This is a genomic window from Dactylosporangium fulvum (assembly GCF_025137375.1).
Taxonomy (GTDB): domain Bacteria; phylum Actinomycetota; class Actinomycetes; order Mycobacteriales; family Micromonosporaceae; genus Dactylosporangium; species Dactylosporangium fulvum.
This window is the reverse complement of the sequence record NZ_CP073720.1, coordinates 797,591-823,739: the sequence shown is the minus strand read 5'-3', so window position 1 is coordinate 823,739 and position 26,149 is coordinate 797,591. Positions and strand designations below refer to the sequence as shown.

At 71.3% G+C, this 26,149-nt stretch carries 26 protein-coding genes; 13 read left to right on the top strand and 13 right to left on the bottom strand.

What is annotated here, in order from left to right; translation table 11 throughout:
• Positions 1-24 precede the first annotated feature (24 nt).
• Positions 25-1,215 (bottom strand): DNA polymerase III subunit delta', encoded by a 1,191-nt coding sequence (locus Dfulv_RS03745; RefSeq protein WP_259861206.1) that lies wholly within the window; start codon positions 1,213-1,215, stop codon positions 25-27.
• The gene (gene tmk / locus Dfulv_RS03740) at positions 1,212-3,278 is read right to left on the bottom strand and encodes a dTMP kinase (RefSeq protein WP_319805827.1); all 2,067 of its coding nucleotides are present in this window, start codon (positions 3,276-3,278) and stop codon (positions 1,212-1,214) included. Before tmk ends, Dfulv_RS03745 begins: the two co-directional genes overlap by 4 nt.
• Before the next feature lie 204 nt (positions 3,279-3,482).
• Between tmk and Dfulv_RS03735 the strand changes: the two genes are divergently transcribed.
• Genes Dfulv_RS03735 through Dfulv_RS03715 form a run of 5 tightly spaced genes read left to right on the top strand, consistent with a single transcriptional unit; the run spans position 3,483 to position 7,356 of the window.
• Positions 3,483-4,691 (top strand): amino acid deaminase/aldolase, encoded by a 1,209-nt coding sequence (locus Dfulv_RS03735; RefSeq protein ID WP_259861205.1) that lies wholly within the window; start codon positions 3,483-3,485, stop codon positions 4,689-4,691.
• Positions 4,692-4,708: 17 nt separating this feature from the next.
• A complete protein-coding gene (locus Dfulv_RS03730) occupies positions 4,709-5,623 on the top strand; it encodes an SAM-dependent methyltransferase (protein ID WP_259867374.1) in 915 nt (304 codons plus the stop codon).
• A gap of 33 nt (positions 5,624-5,656) precedes the next feature.
• Positions 5,657-5,914 (top strand): DUF6364 family protein, encoded by a 258-nt coding sequence (locus Dfulv_RS03725; RefSeq protein WP_259861203.1) that lies wholly within the window; start codon positions 5,657-5,659, stop codon positions 5,912-5,914.
• Entirely contained in the window at positions 5,901-6,191 is a 291-nt protein-coding gene (locus Dfulv_RS03720) for a type II toxin-antitoxin system PemK/MazF family toxin (RefSeq protein ID WP_259861202.1), read from the top strand. Before Dfulv_RS03725 ends, Dfulv_RS03720 begins: the two co-directional genes overlap by 14 nt.
• A gap of 28 nt (positions 6,192-6,219) precedes the next feature.
• Entirely contained in the window at positions 6,220-7,356 is a 1,137-nt protein-coding gene (locus Dfulv_RS03715; RefSeq protein WP_259861201.1) for an NADH-quinone oxidoreductase subunit D, read from the top strand.
• 6 nt (positions 7,357-7,362) lie between these two features.
• On the opposite strand, the gene Dfulv_RS03710 is transcribed toward Dfulv_RS03715, so the two are convergent.
• From Dfulv_RS03710 to Dfulv_RS03695, 4 genes are all read right to left on the bottom strand, one after another.
• On the bottom strand, positions 7,363-9,192 hold the full coding sequence (locus Dfulv_RS03710) for a hypothetical protein (RefSeq protein ID WP_259861200.1): 1,830 nt from the start codon (positions 9,190-9,192) through the stop codon (positions 7,363-7,365).
• A 96-nt stretch (positions 9,193-9,288) separates the two neighbouring features.
• Positions 9,289-10,269 carry a glycine betaine ABC transporter substrate-binding protein gene (locus Dfulv_RS03705; protein WP_259861199.1) on the bottom strand — a complete coding sequence of 327 codons (981 nt, stop codon included), beginning with the start codon at positions 10,267-10,269 and terminating at the stop codon, positions 9,289-9,291.
• Positions 10,270-10,448: 179 nt separating this feature from the next.
• Complete coding sequence (locus tag Dfulv_RS03700; RefSeq protein WP_259867372.1) at positions 10,449-11,120, bottom strand: ABC transporter permease; 672 nt, start codon at positions 11,118-11,120, stop codon at positions 10,449-10,451.
• Positions 11,121-11,134: 14 nt separating this feature from the next.
• On the bottom strand, positions 11,135-11,815 hold the full coding sequence (locus Dfulv_RS03695) for an ABC transporter permease (protein WP_259861198.1): 681 nt from the start codon (positions 11,813-11,815) through the stop codon (positions 11,135-11,137).
• Between the two features lie 2 nt (positions 11,816-11,817).
• Here Dfulv_RS03695 and Dfulv_RS03690 point away from each other — a divergent pair, with 2 nt between their 5' ends.
• Positions 11,818-12,819, top strand: coding sequence for an ABC transporter ATP-binding protein (locus Dfulv_RS03690; protein WP_259861197.1), 1,002 nt, complete (start codon positions 11,818-11,820; stop codon positions 12,817-12,819).
• 81 nt (positions 12,820-12,900) lie between these two features.
• On the opposite strand, the gene Dfulv_RS03685 is transcribed toward Dfulv_RS03690, so the two are convergent.
• From Dfulv_RS03685 to folP, 7 genes are all read right to left on the bottom strand, one after another.
• Positions 12,901-13,359 (bottom strand): hypothetical protein, encoded by a 459-nt coding sequence (locus tag Dfulv_RS03685; protein ID WP_259861195.1) that lies wholly within the window; start codon positions 13,357-13,359, stop codon positions 12,901-12,903.
• A 73-nt stretch (positions 13,360-13,432) separates the two neighbouring features.
• On the bottom strand, positions 13,433-13,717 hold the full coding sequence (locus Dfulv_RS03680; RefSeq protein WP_259861194.1) for a hypothetical protein: 285 nt from the start codon (positions 13,715-13,717) through the stop codon (positions 13,433-13,435).
• Between the two features lie 46 nt (positions 13,718-13,763).
• On the bottom strand, positions 13,764-15,125 hold the full coding sequence (locus Dfulv_RS03675) for an ABC transporter permease (RefSeq protein WP_259861193.1): 1,362 nt from the start codon (positions 15,123-15,125) through the stop codon (positions 13,764-13,766).
• Between the two features lie 122 nt (positions 15,126-15,247).
• A complete protein-coding gene (locus Dfulv_RS03670) occupies positions 15,248-15,808 on the bottom strand; it encodes a DUF3180 domain-containing protein (protein ID WP_259861192.1) in 561 nt (186 codons plus the stop codon).
• 15 nt (positions 15,809-15,823) lie between these two features.
• On the bottom strand, positions 15,824-16,345 hold the full coding sequence (gene folK / locus Dfulv_RS03665; protein WP_259861191.1) for a 2-amino-4-hydroxy-6-hydroxymethyldihydropteridine diphosphokinase: 522 nt from the start codon (positions 16,343-16,345) through the stop codon (positions 15,824-15,826).
• Complete coding sequence (gene folB / locus Dfulv_RS03660) at positions 16,342-16,707, bottom strand: dihydroneopterin aldolase (RefSeq protein ID WP_259861190.1); 366 nt, start codon at positions 16,705-16,707, stop codon at positions 16,342-16,344. Before folB ends, folK begins: the two co-directional genes overlap by 4 nt.
• On the bottom strand, positions 16,704-17,531 hold the full coding sequence (gene folP / locus Dfulv_RS03655; RefSeq protein WP_259867371.1) for a dihydropteroate synthase: 828 nt from the start codon (positions 17,529-17,531) through the stop codon (positions 16,704-16,706). Before folP ends, folB begins: the two co-directional genes overlap by 4 nt.
• A gap of 330 nt (positions 17,532-17,861) precedes the next feature.
• On the opposite strand from folP, the gene Dfulv_RS03650 reads away from it, so the two are divergent.
• From Dfulv_RS03650 to Dfulv_RS03620, 7 genes are all read left to right on the top strand, one after another.
• A complete protein-coding gene (locus tag Dfulv_RS03650) occupies positions 17,862-18,176 on the top strand; it encodes a PIN domain-containing protein (RefSeq protein WP_259861189.1) in 315 nt (104 codons plus the stop codon).
• Positions 18,177-18,188: 12 nt separating this feature from the next.
• Positions 18,189-18,563 (top strand): hypothetical protein, encoded by a 375-nt coding sequence (locus Dfulv_RS03645; protein ID WP_259861187.1) that lies wholly within the window; start codon positions 18,189-18,191, stop codon positions 18,561-18,563.
• Between the two features lie 221 nt (positions 18,564-18,784).
• Positions 18,785-21,868: an ATP-binding protein gene (locus tag Dfulv_RS03640; protein ID WP_406567991.1), complete on the top strand. Its 3,084-nt coding sequence runs from the start codon at positions 18,785-18,787 to the stop codon at positions 21,866-21,868.
• Between the two features lie 41 nt (positions 21,869-21,909).
• Positions 21,910-23,832, top strand: a complete 1,923-nt coding sequence (locus Dfulv_RS03635; protein WP_259861186.1) for a DMT family transporter — start codon at positions 21,910-21,912, stop codon at positions 23,830-23,832.
• 6 nt (positions 23,833-23,838) lie between these two features.
• Entirely contained in the window at positions 23,839-24,384 is a 546-nt protein-coding gene (locus tag Dfulv_RS03630) for a hypothetical protein (RefSeq protein ID WP_259861185.1), read from the top strand.
• Entirely contained in the window at positions 24,381-25,526 is a 1,146-nt protein-coding gene (locus Dfulv_RS03625) for a M23 family metallopeptidase (RefSeq protein ID WP_406567921.1), read from the top strand. The genes Dfulv_RS03630 and Dfulv_RS03625 overlap by 4 nt, the downstream gene beginning before the upstream one ends.
• On the top strand, positions 25,523-26,146 hold the full coding sequence (locus tag Dfulv_RS03620; protein WP_406567920.1) for a hypothetical protein: 624 nt from the start codon (positions 25,523-25,525) through the stop codon (positions 26,144-26,146). Before Dfulv_RS03625 ends, Dfulv_RS03620 begins: the two co-directional genes overlap by 4 nt.
• Positions 26,147-26,149 lie beyond the last annotated feature (3 nt).

Genomic DNA, 26,149 nt, shown 5'->3' with positions numbered 1-26,149 from the left:
ACCGGATCGGAACCTGTGGATAACTCAGCCGCGCCAGAGCGCGAGCATCATCGCCTCGACCGCGATGCGCGGCTTGACATTGACCTCGATCGCGGTCCGGCACTCCAGCACCGCCTCCAGGCGGCGCAGCGTGCTCTCCGGAGTCCACTTCTCAGCGGCCGCCGCGGCCAGCTCGGCGGTGTCGCCGTGGACCGGCTCGACCCGTGCGGTGAACGAGTGCACCAGCACGTCGCGGTAGAACCCGGCGAGGTCGACCAGCGCGCGGTCCAGCGAGTCGCGCTGCGCCCGGGTCGCGCGGGACCGCTGGCGGCGCTCCAGATCCTTCAGCTGGCCCGCGGACCCTCGGGCGGCACCCGCCGCACCCTTGCCGGTGCCACCGACGCCCAGCGCGGTCTCCAGCGCCGAGCGTTCCTTGGCATCGGTCTCGGCGACGGACGCGGCGGCCTCCGCCTCGGCAGCCTCGATGAGCGCGCTCGCGGCGTCGAACGCGGCGCCGATGCCGGTGAGCCGGCGCGGCACGGCCAGCACGGCGTCACGCCGGGCGCGGGCCTGCGGGTCGCGCGCCAGCCGGCGGGCCCGGCCGACGTGTCCCTGGGAGGCCGCGGCGGCCCAGGCGGCGGTCTGCTCGTCGGTGCCGTCCCGGCGGCACAGAACGGTCGCGATGGCCTCGGCCGGTGGCTGCCGCAGCGACACGACACGGCAGCGCGACCGGATCGTGACGGAGATGTCGTCGGGGTGCGTGCTCGGTGTGCACAGCAGGAACACCGTGCGGGACGGCGGCTCCTCGACCGCCTTGAGCAGGGCGTTGCCGGCAGCCTCGGTGAGCCGGTCGGCGTCCTCGACGAGCAGCACCTGCCAGCGGCCCTGCGTCGGCGAGCTGGCCGCGCGCAGCACGAGGGCGCGCATCTCGCCGACCGCGATCGAGAGCCCTTCCGGCACCACGAACCGGACGTCGGCGTGCGTGCCGGTGAGCGCGGTGTGGCAGGCCTGGCACTCGCCGCAGCCGCCGTTGGGGCACTGCAGCGCGGCCGCGAACGTGCGGGCGGCGACCGACCGCCCGGAGCCGGGCGGGCCGGTGAACAGCCAGGCGTGGGTCATGCCCTGCCCGTCCTGCGGCTCGCCGCGGACGATCGCGTCGGCCGCCTCCACGGCGCGGCTGAGCGTCGCCACGGCGGCGTCCTGACCGACCAGCTCCGCGAAGATCGGCGGGGTCATACCCGGGAGCCCCGCTCTTCCGGACCGGTCAGCTCGCTGCCGGTCAGCGCGGTCACGGTTTCGGCGACGTCCTCGAGCACCTCTTCCAGCTCCGACTCCACGGCGGGCATCAGGTGCCGCACGCGTTGCAGGACCCCGGCGGCGAGCGCGTCGACCGGATTGGTGGCGTCGAGGACCAGGTAGCGGCTGGGGTCGGCGGACGCCAGGTCGAGGAACGCGTAGCGGACCCGCTCGTGGAACGCCAGGGACTCACTCTCCAGCCGGTCGGCCGCGCCGCGCTTGCCGGCCCGCTCGAGCCCGATCGCGGGATCCAGATCGAGCAGTACGACCAGATCCGGCTTCAGCCCTCCGGTCGCCCACTTCGACAGCCACGACACCTCGTCGACCGGCAGCGTGCGGCCGGCGCCCTGGTAGGCCAGCGAGGAGTCGACATACCGGTCGCTGATGACCACCGCGCCCCGGTTGAGGGCGGGGCGGACCACCGACGCCACGTGGTGCGCCCGGTCGGCCGCGTAGAGCAGCGCCTCGGCCCGCGGGGTGACCACGTCGCCGTTCCGCTCCGGCGGGTCCAGGACCAGGCTGCGGATGCGCGAGCCCACCGGGGTCGCGCCCGGCTCGTGGGTCACCACCACGTCCCGGCCGATCTTCCGCAGCGCGTCGGCCAACTGCTGGACCTGGGTCGACTTGCCGGCGCCCTCGCCGCCCTCGAACACGATGAACAGCCCCTGCGCCGCCTTCGGCTCGGCGGGGCTGAGCGGGCGGCCGCGGATCGAGCCGATGAGGTCGGCGACGATCGGCACGCCCTTCTTGTCGTCCATCTGCCGCAGGGCGAAGACCCCGGCGATCACGCCGAACACGCCGGCGAGCGCGAGCAGCGGACGGGTGCTGGAGACGTCGACCTGTGTGATGCCGAGGTTGAGCGTGCGGGTGCCGCCGGCGCCGACGATGACGCTGGACAGCGAGATGGTCAGCATCAGCACCACGCGGGTGCCGGTCTGCACGAAGGCGAACGCGCGGCCGCGCATGGCGTCGGTGACCTCGCCGCCGAGCAGCGTGGTGCCGGACAGGAACGCCATGCCCGCGCCCACGCCGACGAGCAGCGCGCCCGCGACGGCGATGGTGAGGTGGGTGGCCAGCGCGAGGATCAGCACGGATCCGGCGGCCAGGATGATGGACAGGCCGAACCAGCGGCGCCGGGACAGCGCGCCGACGAGCCGCGGCCCGGCCGCGATGCCGATGCCGAGGCCCAGGAAGAGCACGCCGAACAGCAGGTAGAACGCGGCGTCGCCGGCGCTCAGCGAGACGGCGTAGAACTTGGCCGTCCCGACGACGACACCGCCGCCGGCGAAGGCGCCGAAGATGCCGAGGACGAGCCCGCGCACGAGCGGGGTGCGGCTGACGAAGGCCCAGCCCTGGCTGAACTCCCGCAGCATGCCGGGCCTGCGCTCGACGCCGGCGGTGCGCCGGCCGCTGATCTCCTTGATACCGAAGAACACGGTGAGCGCGGTCGCGAGGAACGTCAGCGCGTTGAACCACAGCGCGAGGTTGCTCGGCTCCGCCCAGCGCGGCCCGTCGGCGCCGAAGAGGGCCGCGACCAGCCACTGCAGGCCGATGAGCACGGTGGCGGCGGCGACCGGCGTGAGGCCGTAGGTCGTGGCGAGCGTCAGCTGGTTGGCGGTCTCCAGGCGGGCCCGGGGCAGCAGGTTGGGCACCGCCGCCTCCTTGGCCGGCGTCCAGATCATCGCGACCGTCTCGATGACGAACGTCGCGATCGCGGTCCACGCGACCACGAGCGCACCGTCGTCGACGATCAGCGCGGCCGCCGGGATGGAGGCGAAGAACAGGAATCGCAGCAGGTCGGAGACGACCATCGTGTACCGGCGGTCGAACCGGTCGGCGAACACACCGGCGACCGGCCCCAGGATCAGGGCCGGCAGAAGGCGGACGGCGATCACCGAGCCGAAGGCGACGCCCTGCGCGGTGGAGTTGGACACCTGCGCCGCGGCGAACGTCGCCGCGGCGAGCAGGCCGAGCCAGTCACCGAGGGAGGAGAATCCGAGCACCGCCCAGAGGCGGCGGAACGCCCGGATACGCAGGACCGCCTTGAGCTCCCCCAAGCCGGACAGGTCACTGCTGGCGATGACGACACCTCCTCCGTCGTACCTACGGCTCTCACGCTACAGGCACACGTTCCGGCCGGCCGTGTCCTGCCGCACCGGTGTACGCGAGGTTCTTTCACTTTAGTTCGGGGCTCGGTACGGTGAGTCGTGTCCAGCTCACGTGCCGCACAGCAGGCCCGCTACGACCGGGCCACCGCCCACCTCGATCCGCCGTTCGCGATCGTGGACCTCGATGCCTTCGACGCCAACGGTTCGGCCATGGTCGCGCGGGCGGCCGGCAAGCCGCTGCGGGTGCCCAGCAAGTCGGTGCGGGTGCGCGCGCTCATCGAGCGGACCCTCGCCCGGCCGGGCTGGCGCGGTGTCATGGCGTTCACTCTTCCGGAGGCCATCTGGCTGGCCGAGCAGGGGACGGCGGACGACGTCCTGGTGGCCTACCCGACCGCGGACCGGGCGGCACTGCGCCGGCTGGCCACCGACGAGAAGCTCGCCGCGACCGTCACCGTGATGGTGGACAGCACCGCGCAGCTCGACCTGGTGGACGCCGCGATCCCCGCCGCGGAGCGGGCCGCCCCGGTGCGGGTGTGCATCGACCTCGACGCCTCCTGGCGTCCGGTGAGCGGCGTCCACATCGGCGTGCGGCGCTCGCCCGTCCACAGTGCCCGCCAGGCCGGCGAGCTGGCCGCCGCCGTCGCCGGACGGCCCGGTTTCCGGCTGGTCGGCGTGATGTCGTACGAGGCGCAGATCGCCGGGCTGGGTGACGCGCCACCCGGCCGGCCGGTGCGCGGCGCGCTGATCCGGCTGATCCAGTCCCGCTCGTTCCCGGAGCTGGTGTCCCGTCGGGCCGCCGTCGTCGCCGAGGTGCGCAAACACGCCGAGCTGGAGTTCGTCAACGGCGGCGGGACCGGCAGCGTCGCCGCGACGGCCGGCGACCCGGCGGTGACCGAGGTGGCCGCCGGATCGGGGCTCTTCGGCCCCTGGCTCTTCGACGGGTACCGCAGGTGGCGCCCGCAGCCCGCCGCGTTCTTCGCGCTCTCGGTGGTGCGCCGGCCCGACCCGCGGCACGCCACGACCCTCGGCGGCGGCTGGATCGCGTCGGGCGAGACGTCGCCGGCCCGTCAGCCGCTGCCCTGGCTGCCGGAGGGGCTGCGGCTCATCGGGACCGAGGGCGCCGGCGAGGTGCAGACGCCGCTCACCGGTCCGGGTGCGGCCGGGTTGCGCGTCGGCGACCGCGTCTACTTCCGGCACGCCAAGGCGGGCGAACTGTGCGAACACGTCAACGAGGTGCACCTCGTCTCGGGCGACACGATCGTGGACGTGGTGCCGACCTACCGCGGTGAGGGCAGAGTGTTCCTGTGATCCGATGGCGGCAGGCGATGGCGTCGGCGCTCTACGGCCCTGAGGGCTTCTTCGTCCGACCGGGTGCCGCACCCGCCGCCCACTTCCGGACCAGTGCGCTGGCGTCGCCGCTGTTCGCCGGCGCGATCGCCACGCTGCTGTGCCGGCTCGACGCCGCCCTCGACCGGCCCGACCCGCTCGACCTGGTCGACGTCGGTGCCGGTCGCGGCGAACTGCTCCAAGGTGTCCTCGCGGCGCTGCCCGCGCAGGTCGCGCGGCGGGTCGCGCCGGTCGGCGTGGAGATGGCGCCGCGCCCGGCGGACCTGCCGCCCGCGATCGCGTGGGCCGCGTCGCCGCCCGGGGGCGTCAACGGTCTGCTGATCGCGACGGAGTGGCTCGACAACGTCCCGGTGGACATCGTGGAGGTGGATCCGTCGGGACGCCCGCGGTATCTGCTGGACACGCTGGCGACGTCCGGCGAACCGCTGGATCCCGCCGACGCCGCCTGGCTCGAGCGCTGGTGGCCGCTCGACGACGCGCCGCCGGGCGCGCGGGCCGAGATCGGCGGCCCTCGGGACGCGGCCTGGGCGTCGGCCGTCGCCGGCGTCGAGCGCGGGCTGGCGCTCGCCGTCGACTACGGCCACGTTCGCGCCGGCCGGCCGCTCTTCGGCACGCTGACCGGGTTCCGGGAGGGCCGGGAGGTCGAGCCGGTGCCGGACGGCAGCTGCGACCTCACGGTGGCCGTGGCACTGGACTCGCTGGAGCACCACATGGTGCTCGACCAGCGCACCGCGCTGCGGCTGCTGGGCGTCGACGGCGGGCGGCCGCCCCTGGCCCTGGCCTCGTCGGACCCGGTCGCCTACGTGCGCGCGCTCGCCCGGGCCGGCGCGGCGGCCGAGCTCACCGACCCGGCCGGCCTCGGCGGGCACTCCTGGGTGTTGCGCTGGGTGTGACAAATAGTCATACCAGCAGTACCGTTAATACCTATGACAGCCAAGGTGACCCTGTCGTTCTCCGACCAGACCATCGCCGACGCGCGGCAGTGGGCCGAGCGGGAGGGCGTGTCGCTCAGCGCCTGGATCGACCGGGCGGCGCAGGAGCGCGTGCTGCGGGAGGTCTTCTCCGCCCACGCGGAGGCGGTGCGCCACGCGAAGTTCGACCTGGAGGCGACCGCGCTCGCGGACGAAGAAGAGATCGCGCTCGTCGACGCCGAGATCTTCAGCGGGCGCCGTGCGGCGCGGTGAGGTCTGGCTCATCAAGGGTGCCCGGGAGCGGCTCGGGCTGATCATCAGTTCGGACGTCTTCAACAGCACCGACGTGCCGGTGGTCATCGTCGCCGAGGTCACCGACCGGGAGGAGCTGCGCGACTCGCCGCTCGCGGTCGAGCTCGACGACCTCGTTGTCATGCCCGACCGGCTGTCGTCGCCGCTGAAGCGCTGGTTCGTCGAGCGGGTCGCGGTGGCCGACACCAGCACCATGCACAGCGTCTCGCGCGCGCTGCGCATCCTGCAGGACCTGTGACACGAGTGGCGCTCGTAGACTCAGCAGCATGACCTCAGAGCTGACGGTCGGGACCGGCACCGGGCTGGAAACGGCCGACATGGTGCTCAACATCGGACCACAGCACCCGTCGACCCACGGCGTGCTGCGGCTCAAGCTCGTCCTCGACGGCGAGCGGGTGATCAGCGCCGAGCCGATCATCGGCTACATGCACCGCGGCGCCGAGAAGCTCTTCGAGGTGCGCGACTACCGGCAGATCATCATGCTGGCCAACCGGCACGACTGGCTGTCGGCGTTCTGCAACGAGCTCGGCGTGGTGCTCGCCGTCGAACGACTCATGGGCATCGATGTCCCCGAGCGCGCCGTCTGGCTGCGCACCGCCCTCGCCGAGCTCAACCGGGTGCTCAACCACCTCATGTTCCTCGGCTCCTATCCGCTGGAGATCGGTGCCATCACACCGATGTTCTACGCGTTCCGCGAGCGCGAGACGATCCAGGCGGTCCTCGAGGAGGCGTCCGGCGGCCGGATGCACTACATGTACAACCGCGTCGGCGGCCTCAAGGAGGAGGTGCCGGCCGGCTGGACCACCCGCGCCCGGGCCGCCATCGACCAGGTCCGCCGCCGCATGCCCGACCTCGACGACCTGATCCGCCGCAACGAGATCTTCCTGGCCCGCACGGTCGGCGTCGGGGTGCTGTCGGCGGCCGACGCCGCCGCGTTCGGCGCCTCCGGTCCGGTGGGGCGGGCGTCGGGGCTCGACTTCGACCTGCGGCGCGACGAGCCCTACCTGGCCTACGGCGAGCTGTCCGTCCCCGTCGTGACCCGCACGGCCGGCGACTGCCACTCCCGGTTCGAGGTGCTGCTCGACCAGGTCTACGTGTCGCTGGACCTCGCGCAGGCCTGCCTCGACCGGGTCGACCAGCTGACCGGGCCGGTCAACGTGCGGCTGCCGAAGGTCGTGAAGGCGCCGGAGGGGCACACGTACGCCTGGACGGAGAACCCGCTCGGCGTCAACGGCTACTACCTGGTGTCCCGCGGCGAGAAGACGCCGTGGCGGCTGAAGCTGCGCACCGCCTCGTATTCCAACGTCCAGGCCCTGTCGACGCTGCTGCCGGGCACGCTGGTCCCCGATCTGATCGCGATCCTCGGCTCGATGTTCTTCGTGGTCGGCGACATCGACAAGTAGCGCCGGTCAGCGCCAGCGGTCGTCGTTGCCCTCGAAGTCGACGATCTGGCGGGTCGCCCGGCCGCGCGGCTCGTCGCGGCCGCCGTTCCAGCCGTACTCCTCGTCGTCGTCCGACGGGCCGGCACGGCGGGAGACCCGCTCCTCGTCCCGCGCCGGGTTGGCCAGGCTCGGGGTCCAGCGCGACGCCGGCTCGGCGGGCGCAGCCGGCAGCGCGGCGGCGGCGCCCGGCAGGCCATGCCGCTCGCGGCGGACCTCCGACCAGCGCGTGCCGCCGCTGTCGTCCCGCCGCGCCTCCTCGTAGCTGCTCTCCGACCAGTGCGCCCCGTCCTCGCGGGCATGGTGCCCGCCGGACCGCCCGGTGTCGCGGGCCAGCTCACGCGCAGTGCGCTCGGCCCAGTCGGTGCCCGCGTCGGCGGTGCCGTGGCGCCCTGCCCGCTCGTGCTCGCCCGACGCCCAGTCGCGCTCGCGCTCGCGGCGGGCCGCCGAGCGGCGCGGGCCCTCCCGGCGCGACTCCTCGGCGCGGTCGTCGCCGGCGTAGAACTCCTCGTGCCGTACCGTCGCCCAGCGGTCCTCGATCCGGACGTGGGTGCCGGTCTCGTCGTTGTGCACCGCCGCCCGGCGCTCACCCATGCGCAGCTCGCGGCCGCCCCGCTCGTCGCTGTGCACCGACGCCCACCGGTCCGTTGTCCGCACGCCGGTCACGTTGCCCTCGTCGTCGGGGTCGTACGCCCGCCGTCGCCCGCCGCCACGCGACTGGCTCTCCGGCCGGTCGGCATCCCCGCGCGCCATCCGCTCGTGTATGAGCCGCTCGGTCCAGGACTCCTCGCCGGAGGCGTCGTCCCGTCCGGACCACGACTCCTCGCCCGCCGCATCGGTCCGGCCGGGTCGCTCGGTGCGCTCGGACCGGCTGATCCGCTCGGAACGCTGACCCAGGTCACTGCGGTCGCCGCGACCGGTCCGGTCGCTCCGTTCACCTCGTTCGGCCCGGCCCGGCTCGCCGCGCCCGTGGCCGCCGCGGCTCTCACCACGGTCGGGCTCACGATCGGGATGCCCGCCGCGAGCGGCCCACACCGCCGGATCACCGGTGCCGCGCACGCCGTGGCCGCGCTCGGGCCGGTCCGCCCGGTCCGCCCACTCGCCACGGCCGCCGCGCTCGTCGTCCCACTCGCCGGACGAGTCGGCGCCGCGCTCCTGCCGCGCGCCCCGCTCTGCGCTGCCCTGCTCGGGCCAGTCGCCGCGCTCCCGCTCCGAGCGGTCCGGCCGGCGCTGCTGGGGAATCTGCGGAATCTGCGGCCGGGCGCCGTAGACGGTGCCGTCGCGCCGCTGATCGGTCGGATCGACGACCATCGTCTTGGTGGTGACCTGCACGGTCTCGGTGTGCCGGAGAACGCCCTGCGGCACCGACGCGGAACCGGTGTGGTGCGGCGGCTGCGGGTGCTGCGCGGCACGCTCCATCTGGCCGCGCATCACGTCGACCTGGTTGCGCAGCGCGTCGACGGTCTCGTGCAGGACGTTGATGCGCTCGACGAGTTGGCCGTGGGTCTGCCGCGCCGCGTGGGTGATGTCGCCGCGGATGTTGTCACGCAGCGTGTCGACCTCTTCGTAGAGCAGCTCTTCAACCTCACCGCGCACCGAGTCGTTGTCGCGGCGCAGCGCGATCGACAGTCCGATGAGGAGGACGACAAGGACGGCCAGCACCGCCGCCACCTGCAGGACAAAGCCGTCCCCGATCAGGAGGAGCAATGCAGCCAGCGGAGTGAGGCCGACCCCAGACCAGAAGAGAATCTGGAGCAGCTTGGCGCTCCGCAGTCCCCCGGTGGTTTCCGCGGCCGGCATGAGCACAGACCTTACCCAGTCTTCAGCACAAGCGAAATGCCCGTCCATCCCCACTTCCGGCGAGGGGACGGACGGGCATGCGCCTGCTTGCGAGGGTCAGCCGAGCGAGCCGTCCGAGGAGAAGACGAGCGTGATCGAGGCGTTGCCCTTCTTCAATGCTTCCTTGCTCAGCGGGCCGCCGGCGTCGAGGCTCAGCACCTTGCCGAACTGGATGCCGTAGGTCTTCTCCAGGCCCGGCTTGCAGAACGGCCGCTGCGGGCACTCCGCCGGACCGCCCAGGACGGTGGCCTGGCCGGAGCACTTCGTGGCGAAGTCACTCAGCGTCTTCACGCCGTTCTTGTTGGCGAACTCCGTCGTCACCGCGAACGCATTCTGGTCGGCCGCCTTCGACGCCTTGCCGAAGGCCAGGCCCTGCTTCGCGCCCAGGTCCTTGAGCGCGACCACGGTCTTGTCCAGGTCGCCCGACGCGAGTGGCGCGGCGGAGGCCCCGTTGACCTGGCCGTTGATGAACTCGGTCAGGGTTCCTGCGTACTCCGGGACGACCTGGACGTCGCCCTTGGTGAGCTGCCCGAGGTACACCTCGCGCTTGCCGATCGTCTGCACCGTGGCGTCGAAGCCCGCGGCGTCGAGAGCGATCTCGTAGAGAGCGCCGAGCGTGGCGCTCTCCGAGAAGTCGGCGGCGCCGATCTTGATCGGTCCGCCCTTGCCCTTCTCGATCCCGGTGGTCAGGTTCTCCGCCTTGGCGAAGTCCTCGGCGGCCACCTTCGAGGTCTTGTGGTCGACGTCGACCGCCTTGTTGAGCTGGATGAGCTTCTCCGTCGTCAAGGCGTCGGAGACCTTGTCCAGCGCGGCCACGAGGGCCGGATCGGCGGCACCCGCGTTGATCGCTGGGATGATGTTGTCCGCCGTCTGGAGTTTCTTGTCGTCGTCGAGGACGACGAGCTTGTCCCCGGCAACCGGGGCGCAGCCCGCCCCGCTCACGCTCGGCGGCGCCTGGGTGCCCGAGGAGCCCTCCTCGCCACAGGCAGCTAGGCCCATCGCGGCGAGGCCCAGCAGGACCCCGAGCGTGGCGCGCATGGCAGTTTGCAAAATGGCCCGCCTTCCGTGTCCCGGCGCGATCACGTCGACCGGCCGCGTGTCCGACGGACGGCGCTATCGGCAATGAAGTCCGCCCGCTTCCGAATAGGCAACTCCGCCGATGGGCAATCGGCAACCGCAAGCAGGCACGTTTTCGTAACGACCTGTCATGACAGCGCTCACGTACGGCCCGCCGCCTGCCGCAGGACCTTCGGTGTGATCTTCCGCTCCACCAACGCCATCAGCCCGTCGATGAGCAGCGCGAGCCCTGCGACGAGCACCGCACCGGCCAGGATCTGGGCGTCGCCGCGGCCCGGGCCGAGGCCGAACCCGGCCGAGATGATGTTGCCGAGCCCGCCGCCGTTGACCAGTGTCGCCAGGGCGGCGGTCGCCACGACCTGAGTCGTCGCGATGCGCAGGCCGGTAGCCAGGTAGGGCACCGCCAGCGGCAACTCCACCCGCCAGAGCATCTCCGACTCGCGCAGCCCCATGCCGCGAGCCGCGTCGCGGACCTCCGGGTCGATCTCGCGCATGCCGGTGTGCGCGTTGGCCAGCAGCGGCGGCAGCGCGAACACGGCCAGCGCGACGACCACGGCCGGCTTGCCGATGCCCAGCGGGCTCAGCGACAGGATCGTGAGCAGCGCGATCACCGGCACGGCCTGGGTCAGGTTGGACAGCAGGACCACCACGCCGGAGGCGGCGCCGCGCCGGCCCAGCCAGATGCCGAGCGGCCAGGCGATCAGGCAGCCGAAGAGCACCGCCAGGAACGAGATCTCCAGGTGCTCGCGCAGCCGGACCAGGATGCCGTCGGGGTTGGTCCAGTTCAGCGGGTCGTTGAACCAGACGAACATCGCATTGATGGCGTTCACGCGCGGCTCCTCGTCCACGGGGTCAGCGCCCGGCTCAGCGCGATCAGCAGGACGTCGAGGACCAGCGCGAGCGCGACGCAGACGAGCGCGGCGGTGGCGATCTGGGCCTTGTAGAAGTTGTTGCGGAAGCCGCTGAGGATCAGCCCGCCGAGCCCACCCTGCGAGCCGACCGCCGCACCGACAGTGACCAACGCCACTGTCGAGACCGTCGCCAGCCGCAGGCCGGTGAGGATGCCGGGCAGCGCGAGTGGCAGTTCGACACGCAACAGCCGTGCCACCTTGCCGTAGCCCATCGCGGTCGCCGCTTCGCGCACGTCACCGGGCACCTGCATCAGGCCGGTCAGCGAGTTGCGGATGAGGATGATCAGCGCGTACAGCACCAGAGCCACGATCACCGGGGTGCGTCCGGTCCCCAGGAACGGGGCCAGGAATGCCAGTAGGGCGAGCGACGGAATCGTGTAAAGCACGCCGGCTGATGTCAGAATCGGCGTGGCGAGCGGGCGCACCCAGTACGCCAGCACCGCCAGCGGGATGGCGATGGCCGCGGCGATCGCCATCGTCGAGACCGTGATCACCAGGTGGTCGACGAGGGCGTCGCGGATCGTCTCGTAGTTGTCCCGGACATAAGGCCAGGAGAACCAGGGATTGCCCGCCTCACCGCGAGCCAGGAAGGACATGCGTGGACGGTACCGCGAAGCCCGGCGCCACGCCGATCACGCTCGATCGGTTGCGCAAGGTGTACCCCGACGGCACCGTCGCGGTCGACGAGCTGAGCCTGGACGTCGACGGCGGTGACGTCACCGTCCTGATCGGCCCTTCGGGCTGTGGCAAGTCGACAGTGCTGCGGATGGTCAACCGGCTCATCGAGCCGAGCGGCGGCCGCGTGCTGGTCGGCGGCGAGGACGTGACCCGCGCCGACCCGGTGCGGCTGCGCCGGACGATCGGCTACGTGATCCAGAACGTGGGCCTGTTCCCGCACCAGACGGTCCGCACCAACGTCGGCACCGTGCCGCGGATGCTCGGCTGGGACCGCAAGCGGATCGCCGAGCGCACCGACGAGCTGCTGGAACTGGTCGGCCTGCCGCCGGGGCAGTATTCGGGACGCTATCCCCACGAGCTGTCCGGCGGGCAGCGGCAGCGGGTCGGGTTCGCCCGTGCCCTCGCCGCCGACCCGGTGGTGCTGCTCATGGACGAGCCGTTCTCGGCCGTCGACCCGATCAACCGGGGCCGCCTGCAGGACGAGTTCCTCCGGCTGCGGGAGGCGGTGCGCAAGACCACGATCCTCGTCACGCACGACCTCCAAGAGGCGGTCAAGCTCGGCGACCGCATCGCGGTGCTCTCCGATCACGCGCACCTGGAGCAGTACGCGACGCCGGCCGAGCTGCTGGCCAAACCGGCGAACGAGTTCGTGGAGCGGTTCGTCGGCGAGGACCGCGGGATCATGCGCCTGTCGGTGACCCCGATCCCGCGGGACCGCCTGCGCCCGGTGACCGAGGTGGGCGACAACGCCCCGCGGGTGCCGGCCGGCGCGACGCTGCGGGAGGCGTTCGGGGCGATGCTCGCGGCCGGGAACGGCGCCGTGGTGGTCACCGACGCCGACTCCCCGATCGGCGCACTGACGGCCGCCGATGTCCAGGTGGTGCTGGCCGAGTCCGACACCGCACCCCCAGCACTGCGTTGATCATGCAGTTTGTGGTGCCGCAATACTCCCGATATATCCGGGTTTGTCGGCCAGCACAACTGCATGATCGACGCGGGTTGACTACGGGCGGCGCGCGGCCATCGAGGCGAGGCCGACGATCCAGCCGACGATGAGGCCGTAGCCGGCACCGCCGGTCGCCGCCACCACGGCGGAGGCGACCGAGGCGTTGGCCAGGATGAACGCGGTGACGAGGGCGGCGAGTGCCGCCGCGAAGAGGTATGCGGCCCAGCCGGTCAGGATCGCCGAGACGGTGCCGCGCGCGCTGGCGAGCTGCGTGATGAACAGCGCCGTGAATACGACCACCAGGATCGCCTTGAGGTCGGCGGCGAGCAGGTCGCGCACCGAGGCGTCGGTGTCGAAGCTCCACGCCGGCCAGGCGAGGGTTTCCAGGAAAAGGCCCCGGTTGCCCGATTGGACCCAGTCGACATACCACGGGCTGCCGAAGATCAGCACCAGCAGGAAGGCCACCAAGGTGCCGGCGCCTGTCGCGGTGCGGTAGCGCGATCGGGTAACTGCCATGCCCCGGATTAGGCCCGGGAAACAAAAATCCTAAACAGAAGCAGGTAACTGCCTGAATGTCATTCGCAAAAGGTCACGGGTTGGACATCAGGTAGTCGATGAACGCGGCCCGGACGAGCGGCTCGTTTTCGCCGTAGCTGTGGTCGGTGGCCTCGCGCCACAGCGCGACCGCGTCGTCGATCGTCGCGTCGAGCGACCCCAGCCAGCCGTCCTGGGTGTCCTTGTCGCTCTGCGTCACCAGCGTGAAGAGATTCCAGAAGAACTTCAGGTCACGCCGCTGGCGGGCCCGGCTGAAGGCGCGGTCCCGCAATTCCTCGGTGGACAGCGCGTCGAGCTCGGCCAGGCGGGTGTCGGTCATGACCAAAGCGTAGCGCTCGTCAACGATTCCGGCCCGGTATGTCCGGTCAGCGCGTGCCCCAGCGTTCTTCGGCGCCCCAGCCGTCGTCGGTCGTACGGGCGGGCAACTGGCTCGTCCAGCCGCTGGTCCGCGACGACGACCACGCCTCTTCGTCGCGCTCCACCGGCAGCGTCACCGGCGGCGGAGTCCAGGCGTCGTCGGGCTCGTCGGCGGCCGTGCTCGGCCGGCCGAACGTCTCCACGAGGCGGGTGACGACCAGCCCGATCGCAATCGCGCCGCCCGCGACGGCCAGCGGCGCGACGTTCCACTCCTCGGCCGCCGAGTAGCGCAGGAGCAGCGTGATCACGGCGACCGCGAGGATCGTGCCGAAGATGCCGCCCCGCCGGCCATAGGCCGAGGTGCCGCCGACCAGCACGGCGCCCAGCGCCAGGCCGGTCGTCGCGAGCCCTGCGGCGGACATGCCGCTCTGGCTCGTGACGATCTCACGGGTGTCGAGGGCGGTCAGGACCCCGGCGACGGCCGCGAGCAGTGCGGAGCCGGCGATCGCCAGGCCGGTGATCGTGGCGGCACCGCCGCCGCGCCGCCGGGCCGGGTCGGACACCGGACGGAACCGGCCGACCGCGCGCCGGACGGGCCGGGCCAGGCCGATGAGGCTGCCGGCGACGGCGATGACCGCCACGGCGAGCAGCCACCACAGCGCGTGGTCGTGCGGGTCGTAGGCGCCCGTGACGACCTTCGCGCCGTTCTGGTCGGCGATCCAGGCCATGAGCGCCAGCGCGACACCCAGGCTGACGGCCCAGCCGGGGACGTGGAAGCCGACGACGAGCACCGCGACGACCACGCCGACGCCGAGCGCGACGAGTGCGGTGATGCCGGCCGTCATGGCGAGGCCACGATCGGAGTTGCCGGCGAAGAACAGCGACGCGGCGTAGGCGATCGGGCCGATGGCCAGGTTCGCCGCGCCGGCGCGCAGCGTGAGCCCCATCGCGACCGCGACCAGGCCCAACTCGGCCACGGAGAGCATCAGCGACTCGAACTCGTCGCCGCGCAGAGCCGCCGGCTGGGCGTCGCGCAGCAGGTAGAGCAGCGCGGCGGCGGCGAGGAGCAGGACCATCTCCCACAGCGCGTGGACAGCCATCCGGTCGCGGCCGGGCTCGCCGTGCTCCGGGTCGTCGAAGACGTCGTCGAGCTGCGCCGCGCTCGGCGCGGCCCGCCGGGCCGCCAGGCCGAGCGTGCTCTCGCCCGGTGGCACGCTGTAGTCGGACGAGGCCGGATAGGCACCGGGCGTGTAGACGGACTGGTTGGCCACGCCGAGCGTGGGCGCGTCCTCGGGGACGCCGCCGGAGCGGAAGTCTGGCTCCTCGCGGAACCCGGGCTCGCCACGGAACCGCGAGTCGTCGTACGCCATCGGTGCGCCTCCTGCCAACCGGACCGTACGGGTCGCACAGTAACCGCGGATCGTGACCAGCGACAGTCCCCAGGCCGGAAGACCATGATGTTGTTACGGTCGTCGATCGATCCGGACCGGCGCTACGCGACCTGGTCGTCCTCGGCCCGGTCGGCTCCGTCCTTGCGGCCCTGCCTGGGCAGGTCGGTGTCGCGCCGGCCCGGAGGGACGCGGCAGGAGCGCTCCAGCCACAACGCCGCGGCGACCAGCACGATCGAACCGGCGACGCCCAGCAGGGCCTGCGGGAGGTTCTCGGAGACCTTGGCGAGGACACCACGCTGTGTGAGCAGCCACGAGGACATGCCGATGTAGATGCCGCCGAACAGGGCCGCGACCAGCGCCGAGGCCTTGCCGAGGACGGCGTACCGGGCGATGACCAGCGGTTGCAGCGGACCCGCGCCCGCTTTACGCAGGATCCGGTTTCGCGTCGAGTACGCCTCGAAACCCTCGAAGATCGCGAGCCCGATGAGCGTCAGCGGGGGCAGCCACGGCAGCGTGGGCATGTCGTTCCACAGGTTGCTGATGCCGATCCAGGACAGCGCCGTCATGGCGAGCGCCGCGATGGCCAGCGTGGCCGGACGGGTCGGCTCCATCCGGCCCTTCGGACCGTTCGCGTTGGGATCGTCGGGTGGCGGCGTGGCCATCGTCTCCGCTCCAGATCACGATTCGAGGTGGATGTCAGCTCTTGGGCGCAGGTCGGCGAGGTCGCCGGCGACCGGGTCGGCGCGCAGCAGGTCGTTGAGCCATCCGTGACCCGGCAACTGCCCGTAGGGCTGGATGTCGAGCCACGGCCGGAGCACAAAAGCCCGCAGGTGGGCCCGCGGATGCGGCAGCGTCAACTCCGGGTCGCCGGTGGTCACCGGCTGGCCGTCGTCGTCCCACACGGCGATCACGTCAACGTCAAGGGTACGCGGGCCGAACCTGCGCTCCGGGTCGCGCACGCGCCCGGCCGCCCGTTCGAGGCGTTGCGCGGTCGCCAGCCAGTCCCGCGGACCGGCGGCCGGGTCGGCGGCCAGCACGGCGGCGTTGAGGTAGTGCGGCTGGTCCGGATCACCCCACGGCGGCGTCTCGTACACCCCGGAGACCACGATCACCGTCTCGCCGAGACCCGCCACGGCACCGCGCAGGTGGGCCTCCCGGTCGCCGAGGTTGCTGCCGAGCGACAGCACGGCGCGGGTCATGACCGGGACCGACGCACGGTCACGGCCACGTCGGCGAACTGCAACGGGATCGGAGCCTGAGGCTTGTGCACGGTCACGGTTGCCACCCGTACCCTCGGGTCGGCGAGGCACACGTCGGCGAGGCGTTGCGCGAGGGTCTCGATGAGGTTGACCGGCTCGCCACCGACCACCTCCGCGAGCCGTTCGGCCAGCTCGCCGTAGTGCACGGTGTCGGCGACGTCGTCGGAGGCCGCGGCCGGCGCGAGGTCGAGCTCGAGCACCGCGTCGATCACGAAGTCCTGGCCGTCGCGGCGCTCGAAGTCGAACACGCCGTGGTTGCCGCGGACCGTCAATCCGGACAGCGAGATCCGGTCCGTCGTCATCCCGCCGCCTTCGTCGCCTGCCACACCTTGATCGCGTCAACGTTGCCACGGACCTCGTGGACCCGCACGCCCCACGCACCGGCGGCGACCGACAGCACGGTGGTCGCGATGGTCGCGGCCTCCCGTTCCTCGGTCGGCCGGGGGTCGCCGCCGGGGTCGGCGAGCAGCCGGCCGAGGTGCGACTTGCGGCTGGACCCGACCAGGACCGGATGGCCGAGCGCGATCAGGTCGGGCAGGTGGGCGGCGAGACGCCAGGTGTGCTCCGGCTTCTTGGCGAAGCCGAGGCCGGGGTCCAGGATCAGCCGGTCGGGTGCGACCCCGGCGGCGACGGCCTCATCGACCCGCTCCATGAGCTCGGCGCAGACCTCCTTGACCACGTCGTCGTAGACGGCCAGGTCCGCCATCCGGCGCGAGTGGCCCCGCCAGTGCATGAGCACCCACGGACAGCCGGCGTCCGCGACCACCCGGGCCATGTCGGGGTCGGCGAGCCCGCCGGAGACGTCGTTGACCAGCTCGACGCCGGCCTCGATCGCCGCGGCGGCGACGGCGGCGCGGGTGGTGTCGATGCTCATCGTCACGCCCTCGGCCGCGAGGGTGCCGATCACCGGCAGCACCCGCCGGAGCTCCGTCTCGGCGTCGACCCGGTCCGCGCCCGGCCGGGTGCTCTCGCCGCCGATGTCGATGACGTCGGCGCCTTCGTCGCGCATCTGCAGGGCATGGCACACGGCGGCGTCGAGGTCCGCGTAGCGACCGCCGTCGGAGAAGCTGTCGGGGGTCACGTTCAGCACGCCCATCACCACGGGCGGGGGACGTCGCAAGAGCATCACTTGAATGAAGGTACTCAACTCAATCCGGGTGTCGGGTGGCGACCTGCGACAACTTTGACGGCCCGCGTCCGGGTCGTCACAGCAGTCACACTGTGCACACAGACCCCGGACCGGTCAGCTTGTTGGATAGGGGGCCGCAACGTACTCTCTGCAAGTGAACGTTATTCGGACCGTTAAACCCGACAATGGGCAATTACCAGGGCAAACGCCTGGATAAGGTTCCGCCGGAGGGCGACACAGCAGCCGGGGTTGTACCACCGGGTCGTCTTTTCGGCGAGGCTTAACGCGCGACGTGCACCACGCCCGCCGCGCCTCCGGGGAGGTCTGATGATGTTGCTGGAGATCGGCCAGGCGATGTGGGGCGACGCCGCACGCGCCATGGATGCGATCGCCCTGGCGCCGACACCCGCGCCGGCACCGAAGGAGATCAACACTGACGGCATCCTGAACTTCTTCGCGACCAAGATCGTACCGATCCTGCTCGCGGCTCTCGGTGTCATCTTCATCGGCAGGGCCAGCAAGGGAGAGGTCTCCCGGGTCCTCACGAGTTCGGCGATCGCGATCATTGGCCTGGCGTTCGTCGCCGGCGCCGCTTCGCTGTTCTTCTTCGGCGGATCGCTGATCGACTTGCTGTTCAAGTAGGCCGGGCCAACCATGCGGCTGCGTACAGACGACGACATCTACCGGGCCCGCCTGGTTTATCTCGGGCCGCCCGGCTACACCCTGCCGATTCAGCTGCCCTACGCGCAGTACGGTGTGTTCGCACTGCTCGTGCCGCTGTTCATGTTCATCCGTTACCTGATCACGCTGCAGGTCGACTACTTCCCCGCATACGAGATCGCTCTCGCGATCGTCGCGACCTCCCTGATCTTCCGGTACGTCGACCCCGACCGCCCCGCGCGGATGGTGGTCCGCACCGCCCTGACCGACTGGCGCCATACCCGGGAGCCGAGCACGGAGCAGCGCGACGCCCGACTGGTCGCCACCCGTGTGCGCATCCGGCCGGAACTCACCGGTGATCTCGCATGACCAATCCGCCGCCGCGCCGGACCGGCGGGCACTCCGACCGGCCCGACCTCGATGACGACGCTACGCAGTCAACTGATTACGATGGCGGCCTGCGCGCGGCCGCCGAGAACGGTCGCGTGGCGATGTTCCGTGGCACAGGAAGCGGCAACGGCAACGGCACGGGCAGAGCCGCCGATCGGCCGGTGAGCGCACAGCCCGCGGCCGACGTCGACTCGCCGTTCCTGGGCCTCTTCGACGACCCACCCGGCGGGCGGCCGCGCGATCGCCTGCGGGCGCTGGGGCCCGGCGGCGCCACCGCGGGCGCGCCACCCGCCGGCGTCGAGCGGCCGATCTCCGGCATTCCGATCTCCGCCGCACCCGCCTCCGGACCACCCCGCGCACCGGAGGATCTGCGCGCGCCGAAGCGGGTCGCGCCCCGGACGCCGGTCACCGAGAGCACCCGGACCAACGGGGTCGGCTCGCGTCCCGCGCTGGGTGCCGGCCCGTCCGCCGCCGCCAAGGGTGCGCCCGCCGCCAAGGGCGCCCCGCCGAAAGGGCTCAGGTCGGCGCCCGGCCGTGAGCTCGTGCCGCCGCCTGCCCGGCGCACCCCACCGCCGCCCGCCCGCGGTGTCCCCACCCGCAGCACGCCCGCCGAGGCGCCGGGCCGGACCCTGCCGCCACCCCGGCCGCCGCGCATGACGCCGCCGCCCAGCCGGGGACGCAAGACACCACTGGACCGGACCCCGAAGCCGCGGCACAAGGACCGCTCCGCCGCCGTCGACCTGGCGATCACCGAGATCGCCGGGCACCTGACCTTCACGCCCAACACGGTGACGGCGTGGTACTGGCTGCCCGAGGTGCGGTGGGCGTTCCGGCCGGATGCCGAGCGCGAGGCGCTCCTGTCGGCGATCTCCGAGCAGTATGCGGGCCTCGCCGGCTTCCGGCTCCACCTGCGGCGCACGACCCGGCCGTTCCCGGCCGACCAGTGGGCGCGGGTCGTCGACGGCAACACGCCGCATCCGCTGCCCTCGGTGCCGCACGCCCCCAGTTGGTCCGACCACCTCGTCGCCGCACAGAAGCACTTGCTGTCGATCAACCACGCCGAGGGCCAGACCTACCTGGGCATCGCCTTCGCCCGGCGCACGCTCGGCGACACGTTCGCCGAGCGGATCGGCGCCCTGTTCAAGCGCGGTGTCGCCGACGCCGAGCGGCGCCGGATGGCACGCACTGTCGAGCAGTTCGACGAGGTGCTCGGCGCGTTCGGCATGCGCGGCCGGCGGGTGACCACGTTCGAGCTGGAGTGGCTGCTGTACCGGTCGGTGGCACTGTGCATGTCGCCGCCGGGGCAGATCACCACGCTCGAGGGCGGCTGGGACCGTGGTGACCTGCTGGCGCTGACGGAGCAGGTGGAGCGGTACCGCACGCCCTACGGCTCGACCGTGAAGCTCGTCAACCGCGTCAGTGGCGAGGAGCGGCACGTCGCCGTCCTGACCGTCGGCCGGATGGAGCCCCTGGAGATCCCCGAGCGGCACGAGCCGTGGCTGCACTTCCACGAGCGGCTGCCCTGGCCGATGGAGCTCTCGTCGCGGATCGACATCCTCGGCCCGGGCGACTCGTTCCGCAATCTTGAGCACCGGCTCCGGCTGATCCGTTCCCAGCAGGCCGACTACAGCGAGCACGGCATCGACGCGCCGCCGGAGCTGGAGCGGCTCGCCAAGCGAGCCCTGACGATCGGCGACGAGATCAGCACCGGCCTGCCGGTCGACTCGTCCCGCGCCCACGGCTGGCACCGCATCGCCGTCGGCGGCCGCACCCGCGAGGAGTGCCTCGAGCGGGCCCGCCGGGTCACACAGATGTACTCGCGCGAGATGCGGCTCGCCCTCCAGCACCCGAAGAACCAGGACTGGCTGGCCCGCGAGTTCATCCCGGGCGAGCCGCTGGCCAACACCGGCTACGTGCGGCGCATGCCGGTCAAGCTGTTCGCGGCCGGCCTGCCGCAGGCCGCGTCGACGGTCGGTGACCGCCGGGGTGACCTCATCGGTCGTACGGCGGGCACCTCCCGCCGTCCGGTCTTCCTCGACCTGCACTTCCCGATGGAGGTCCGCGAGCGCTCCGGCTTGGCGGTCTTCGTCGCCGAGCCCGGCGGCGGCAAGTCGACCCTCATGGGCGCCCTCGGCTACCTCGCGGCCCGCCGCGGCGTGCAGGTCACGCTGCTGGACCCGTCCGGGCCGCTCGCCCGGCTGTGCGCGATGCCGGAGCTGGCGCCCTACGCACGGGTGCTCAACCTGACCGGCTCCGAGCAGGGCACGCTCGCGCCGTATTCGCTGATCCCGACCCCGCAGCGGTCGCACTACGCCGCTGGCGGCGGCGGTGACCGCGAGTTCGAGATCGCGGTGTCCAACGCCCGCGCCGAGCGCCGCATGCTGGTGCAGGACATCTGCATGATGCTGGTGCCGCCGCAGGTCGCCCGCGAGGCGTCGACGGCCACGATGCTGCGCCACGCGGTCCGGCAGGTGCCGGCGGAGGAGTCCTCGACCCTGGAGGACGTGATCCGCTCGCTGCGGGACACCGGTGACCACGAGGCCCTCGAGCTCGGCAACCTGCTGCTCGACACCGCGGAGATGCCGCTGGCGATGCTGTTCTTCGGCTCGCCGCCGGCCGGGCTGCTGGGCGCCGACGCCGCACTCACGGTCATCACCATGGCGGGCCTGCGGCTGCCCGACCTCAAGATCGAGCGCGAGTACTGGTCGGCCGAGGAGTCCCTCGCCCTGCCGATGCTGCACACCGCGCACCGGCTCGCCGTCCGTCGCTGCTACGGCGGCGACATGACCCAGCGCAAGCTGGTCGGCCTGGACGAGGCGCACTTCATGGAGGGATGGCGCTCGGGCCGCTCGTTCCTGGTCCGGCTCGCCCGCGACTCCCGGAAGTGGAACCTCGCGGCGCTGGTGGCCTCCCAGAACCCGAAGGACATCCTCGGGCTCGACGTGCAGAATCTCGTGTCGACGGTCTTCGTGGGCCGGATCGCCGAGGACTCCGAAATCGCCGCCGAGGCGCTCCGCCTGCTCCGCGTCCCGACAGATGTGGGTTACGAGCAGACCTTGGCCGCACTGTCCCAGGTGGACACAAGCTCGTCCTCGCGGTTGGGGTTCCGCGAGTTCGTGATGCGCGACGTCGACGGACGCGTCCAGAAGGTCCGCGTCGACGTCTCGTACGTTCGAGACCTGCTGCGTTACCTGGACACGACACCGGGGGGTGCACCGTCCGGCAACACTGTCGGCGGTGAGGTCGTGGACGTCCACGACGACGACCCGGAGGACGATCGGTGAGACGCCTTCCCGTGTACGCGGCCGTGATCATCGTGACGGCGATGGCCACGCTGTTCGGCGGGTTCGCTCCCCCAGCCTCGGCCGCCCCGCCGCCCCAGGCCCCAGGCGACCCGCTGTGCACCGTCGAGGAGTGGCGGGTCCCGACCAACTTCGAGAACTGCGCCAACCGCCTCCAGGTGGACATCCAATCCAAGGTGAGCTGCTTGGACGCCCCAACCCCGAGTGCTCCAGACTCCGGCATGGCGGGTTGGTTCGCCCAGCAACCGGAATCGTCGAAGAAGACTGGCCTACGGTTCAAGTACAGCGATTACGGCTATGCCGGCTACGATTTCAAGACCTATGACCTCAAGTGCGTCTCAACGGTAACCAATCCAAGCGCAGAGTTTGAAAACACCATGGCCAACGGCGAGTTCTCGTTCGCAACAGCCGTTCTCGGTGCTTCAAATGCGATTCGAGAGCGCGCCTGGGATCCAAGCTACATGTGGGGATGGGCAGACCCACTCGTAGAGCAGGCCACGCGTGCGATCTACGCAAAGGTGTTCACCGCCTTTGGCGCGGTCACGCTGACCGTGGTCGGCCTCTATCTGCTGTGGCGGTCGCGTCAATCAGACCTATCCGGTGCAGTAACCACTGCAGGCTGGGCAATCTTCGTGATGGTTTTGATCACCGGCATCGCCGCGTGGCCCACTTGGTCTGCTGGTCTCGCCGACAAGACCCTTACCTCCAGCCTAGGGGTAATTCACGACGCAGTTGGCCCTCCGGACGCGACCGTGTCACCCGAACGCTGCAACAACCTGGAGCCGGAAGGCTGCATAGACACGCGACCGCCGGCGGTCCGCGCGAGCGACACAGTGGTTGAAGGACTGCTCTACAAGAACTGGCTGCGAGGCACCCTGGGGTCAGCAGACAGCGAGACAGCGAAGAAGTACGGCCCAGCGCTCTATGATGCGAAGTCGTTCAGCTGGGAGGAAATCGAACTCATCCGGGCCGACGAGAAGCGCGCGAGGGACGACGAGGAGAAGCGGATCCGCGAGAAGCGGCCGGGGCCTCCGATCGAGTCGAAAATGCGACAAGTCAAGCAGGAGGAGAAGCAACGGCGGTGGATGCGGATTGCCGAGCAAATCAAGACCGAGGACCCAGAAGCCTATGAGCACCTTCAGGGCAGCAAAGGAATGGACCGGATCGGGGCGGGATTCCTTGCTATTCTGTCCGCCCTCTTCTTTGCTCTCTTTGACATCACCGCTTCTGTTCTGGTCATCCTCGGCTTCCTGATTTTCCGGTGGGCCGTCATTGCGGCGCCGATCTTGGGAACCGTCGGATTGTTGCGGCCAGCCAACGCCGGCCTGCGGCGGCTCGGCAACGCTGTCATCGCGGCGATCTTCAACATCATCATCTTCGGTACCGGGTCGGCCATATACCTCTTTGCCGTCACATTGATTCTCGGAACGGCGTCGTTGGCGGGGTGGCTCCAGGTACTGCTGATCTGGCTCACCGGGGTTGTCGGCTGGCTGCTGCTCCGGCCGTACCGGCGAATCACCCAACTCGGTGGCAAGGACTCCACCCGTGCGATCACCTCCGCGGGCAGCTGGCACCGGCTGTTCCTGCGGGACGTCCGCCAAGCTGCGGCGTTGAAGATCGTTGACGCCGGAGGTACCGACGAGCCTCGGAGCCAGCGGCGGGGCGAAAGCGTGCAGACACAGCAGCGACCCGAGTCGCGGACCGAGGATTCGCTCGCCGTCGGGAGCGGCACCAGCCGGTCCGGGCACGACGGCGGCGAGCAGCCCGAGGAGCGGTCGAGCCGGCAGGACGCACCGCAGCGCCAGCGGCGGGAGCCGCGCTGGGAAGAGCCTGACGTGCCGGCTGAGAACGCACCGTCCTATTCGATCTACCGGCCAGACTCGGACCGTACCCGTGCCGACCGAGGGCCGGCACGGCGGCCGGAGTCGGCGAGCCTGCCGGGGTGACGGGCGATGCGGACGGTCCTGCGTCTTCTCGGCACGCGGTACGGCATCGCGTTGGTCCTCGTCGTCATCGTCCTCGCCGTCGTGGGCTTCGGTCGTACGATCTTCGACAGCCGCACCGACGGGCCGCCCAACGACGCGCTCGGGCCGACCGTCGCGCCCGTCGAGACGACGCCTGACCCGTTCAGCTCGGTCGGCGACGACAGTGTCGACGACGAGCCCGGCTCGGTCGCGCCCTCGCTGAGCAAGGATGCGCCCGACGCGACGACGGTGGCCACCCGGTTTGCCAACGCCTGGCTGCGCAAACCAGGACAGTCGGGCGACCAGTGGCGGGCCGGGCTCAAGCCGCACGCCTCGGCGGAGCTGATGACCGAGCTCGCCGAGACCGACCCGAACGACGTCCCGGCCTCGGCGATCACCGGTCCGGTCGCGATGGAGAACTTCGGCCAGGACGTCACCGCCCGGTTCCCCGCCGACGGCGGGACCATCGTGCTCGAGTTGCAGATCGTCAACGGGCGCTGGCAGGTCACGGGGCTGGACTGGGAGGCTGCGTGAGCGATCTCGAGGCCACGGACGGCCTGGACGAGGGTGGCGGCAGGCGCACGATCCGCCCGGCCCTGCTGATCGCGCTGACCACGGTACTGATCCTGGTGTGCTGCAGTGGCGGGGTGGTTTCGTTCTTCATGGACGCGGCGCGGAACACGGTCGACTACGCGGCCGGATGCGGCAACGGCGAGCTCGTCGACGCCTCGGCCAAGCTGCCCACGCACCGATCGCTCGGCCCCGAGCAGGTCCGCAACGCCGCGATCATCGTCCGTGTCGGTCAGGACATGAAGGTGCCGCCGCGCGGCTGGGTCATCGCCGTCGCGACCGCGATGCAGGAGTCGAGCCTGCGCAACCTGCCCCACCTGGGCAGCCGCAACGACCACGACTCGCTCGGACTGTTCCAACAGCGTCCCAGCACCGGCTGGGGCACGCCGGAACAGATCATGGATCCGCAGTACGCCTCCCGGAAGTTCTACGAGAAGCTCCTGACGGTTCGCGGCTGGGAGTCGATGTCGCTGACGCGGGCCGCGCAGCGGGTGCAGCGCAGCGCGTACCCCAACGCGTACGCGAAACACGAAGAGGCCGCGACGACGGTCGTCAATTCGCTGACCGGCGGCGCCGCCCGGGCCGTGGGCAACCAGTTCGACCTGCGGTGCGTCGCGGCCGGGCAGATGGCCGCGTCCGGCTGGATCGCGCCGGTCAAGGGCAAGGTCGGCTCCGGCTTCCGGACCGCTTCCCGCCCGACCCACCAGGGCGTCGACATCATCGTCCCCAGGGGCACGATCATCCGGGCCGCCGCGGGGGGCCAGGTCATCAAGGCGCGGTGCAACGCGATCGGCCCGAACGGCGCCGACTGGGGCTGTGACCGCGACGGCTCACCGAGCGTGCGCGGCTGCGGCTGGTACGTCGACATCCGGCATGCGAACGGCATCATCACGAGGTACTGCCACATGGTGAAACGGCCGAGTGTGGTGGTTGGCCAGAGCGTCGCGCCCGGTCAGGAGATCGGCGTCTCCGGCACCTCCGGCCACTCGTCGGGCCCGCACCTGCACTTCGAAACGCACATCAACAACGATTCGAGCAAGAACGGCGCGGTGGATCCGGTCCAGTTCATGCAACGCATGGGCGCGCCGCTGGGGGTCGAGCCGTGACCGAGTTCCCGTCCGACGACCTGCCCGATTGGGACCTCCTCGCGGGCAATGCTGAGCGGGTGCCGGCAGGCATCGAATACGTGCCCGCCGGAGCGATCCGCGAGCTGCGCGGCCGCCGCGCGGTGATCGGGATGCCGGGCCTGGGCTGGCGCGACGATCTGCGGATCGACGACACGGTGGTTCAGGCGAGCCGCACGTACGTCCCGGTGCTGCCGGAGCAGGAGTGGTACCGCGCGGAGGCCGAGCAGACAGAGGTTTTTGCACCGTTGGTACCGTTGGAGCGGGTGTGGGTCGAGCGCACATCCTCCGCGGTGACCCAGACTGAGGCGACCGACCTCGTGGCACGGTTGGTCTCGCTGGACGCCCCGCCCCCGCGCCCCCCACGCCGAGCCAAGGACGTCATAGCCGTGACGGGTTCGCGAGTCGTACGGGTGGCCGGCCCGGACGACAAGACGGCGTCGGATGAGCGTGACCTGAGAGCGGTGACGGAGCCGTACAACAGCACGGAGGGCGACATCTGCATCCGGGTGTGCCGGGAACTGGACTGGTACCGGTGGGCGTGGAGCGGCCAGGCACCAAAAACCCTGGAGGTCCCGATACACCTCCTGTGGGTGGAGTGAATA

Coding starts and splice junctions, on each gene's coding strand:
- Dfulv_RS03745 (WP_259861206.1), bottom strand. CDS start 1,215: ATGACCCCGCCGATCTTCGCGGAGCTGGTCGGTCAGGACGCCGCCGTG.
- Dfulv_RS03730 (WP_259867374.1), top strand. CDS start 4,709: ATGGCGTCGGCGCTCTACGGCCCTGAGGGCTTCTTCGTCCGACCGGGT.
- Dfulv_RS03725 (WP_259861203.1), top strand. CDS start 5,657: ATGACAGCCAAGGTGACCCTGTCGTTCTCCGACCAGACCATCGCCGAC.
- Dfulv_RS03715 (WP_259861201.1), top strand. CDS start 6,220: ATGACCTCAGAGCTGACGGTCGGGACCGGCACCGGGCTGGAAACGGCC.
- Dfulv_RS03710 (WP_259861200.1), bottom strand. CDS start 9,192: ATGCCGGCCGCGGAAACCACCGGGGGACTGCGGAGCGCCAAGCTGCTC.
- Dfulv_RS03705 (WP_259861199.1), bottom strand. CDS start 10,269: ATGCGCGCCACGCTCGGGGTCCTGCTGGGCCTCGCCGCGATGGGCCTA.
- Dfulv_RS03700 (WP_259867372.1), bottom strand. CDS start 11,120: ATGTTCGTCTGGTTCAACGACCCGCTGAACTGGACCAACCCCGACGGC.
- Dfulv_RS03695 (WP_259861198.1), bottom strand. CDS start 11,815: ATGTCCTTCCTGGCTCGCGGTGAGGCGGGCAATCCCTGGTTCTCCTGG.
- Dfulv_RS03685 (WP_259861195.1), bottom strand. CDS start 13,359: ATGGCAGTTACCCGATCGCGCTACCGCACCGCGACAGGCGCCGGCACC.
- Dfulv_RS03680 (WP_259861194.1), bottom strand. CDS start 13,717: ATGACCGACACCCGCCTGGCCGAGCTCGACGCGCTGTCCACCGAGGAA.
- Dfulv_RS03675 (WP_259861193.1), bottom strand. CDS start 15,125: ATGGCGTACGACGACTCGCGGTTCCGTGGCGAGCCCGGGTTCCGCGAG.
- Dfulv_RS03670 (WP_259861192.1), bottom strand. CDS start 15,808: ATGGCCACGCCGCCACCCGACGATCCCAACGCGAACGGTCCGAAGGGC.
- folK (WP_259861191.1), bottom strand. CDS start 16,345: ATGACCCGCGCCGTGCTGTCGCTCGGCAGCAACCTCGGCGACCGGGAG.
- folB (WP_259861190.1), bottom strand. CDS start 16,707: ATGACGACGGACCGGATCTCGCTGTCCGGATTGACGGTCCGCGGCAAC.
- folP (WP_259867371.1), bottom strand. CDS start 17,531: ATGCTCTTGCGACGTCCCCCGCCCGTGGTGATGGGCGTGCTGAACGTG.
- Dfulv_RS03650 (WP_259861189.1), top strand. CDS start 17,862: ATGATGTTGCTGGAGATCGGCCAGGCGATGTGGGGCGACGCCGCACGC.
- Dfulv_RS03645 (WP_259861187.1), top strand. CDS start 18,189: ATGCGGCTGCGTACAGACGACGACATCTACCGGGCCCGCCTGGTTTAT.
- Dfulv_RS03635 (WP_259861186.1), top strand. CDS start 21,910: ATGGCCACGCTGTTCGGCGGGTTCGCTCCCCCAGCCTCGGCCGCCCCG.
- Dfulv_RS03630 (WP_259861185.1), top strand. CDS start 23,839: ATGCGGACGGTCCTGCGTCTTCTCGGCACGCGGTACGGCATCGCGTTG.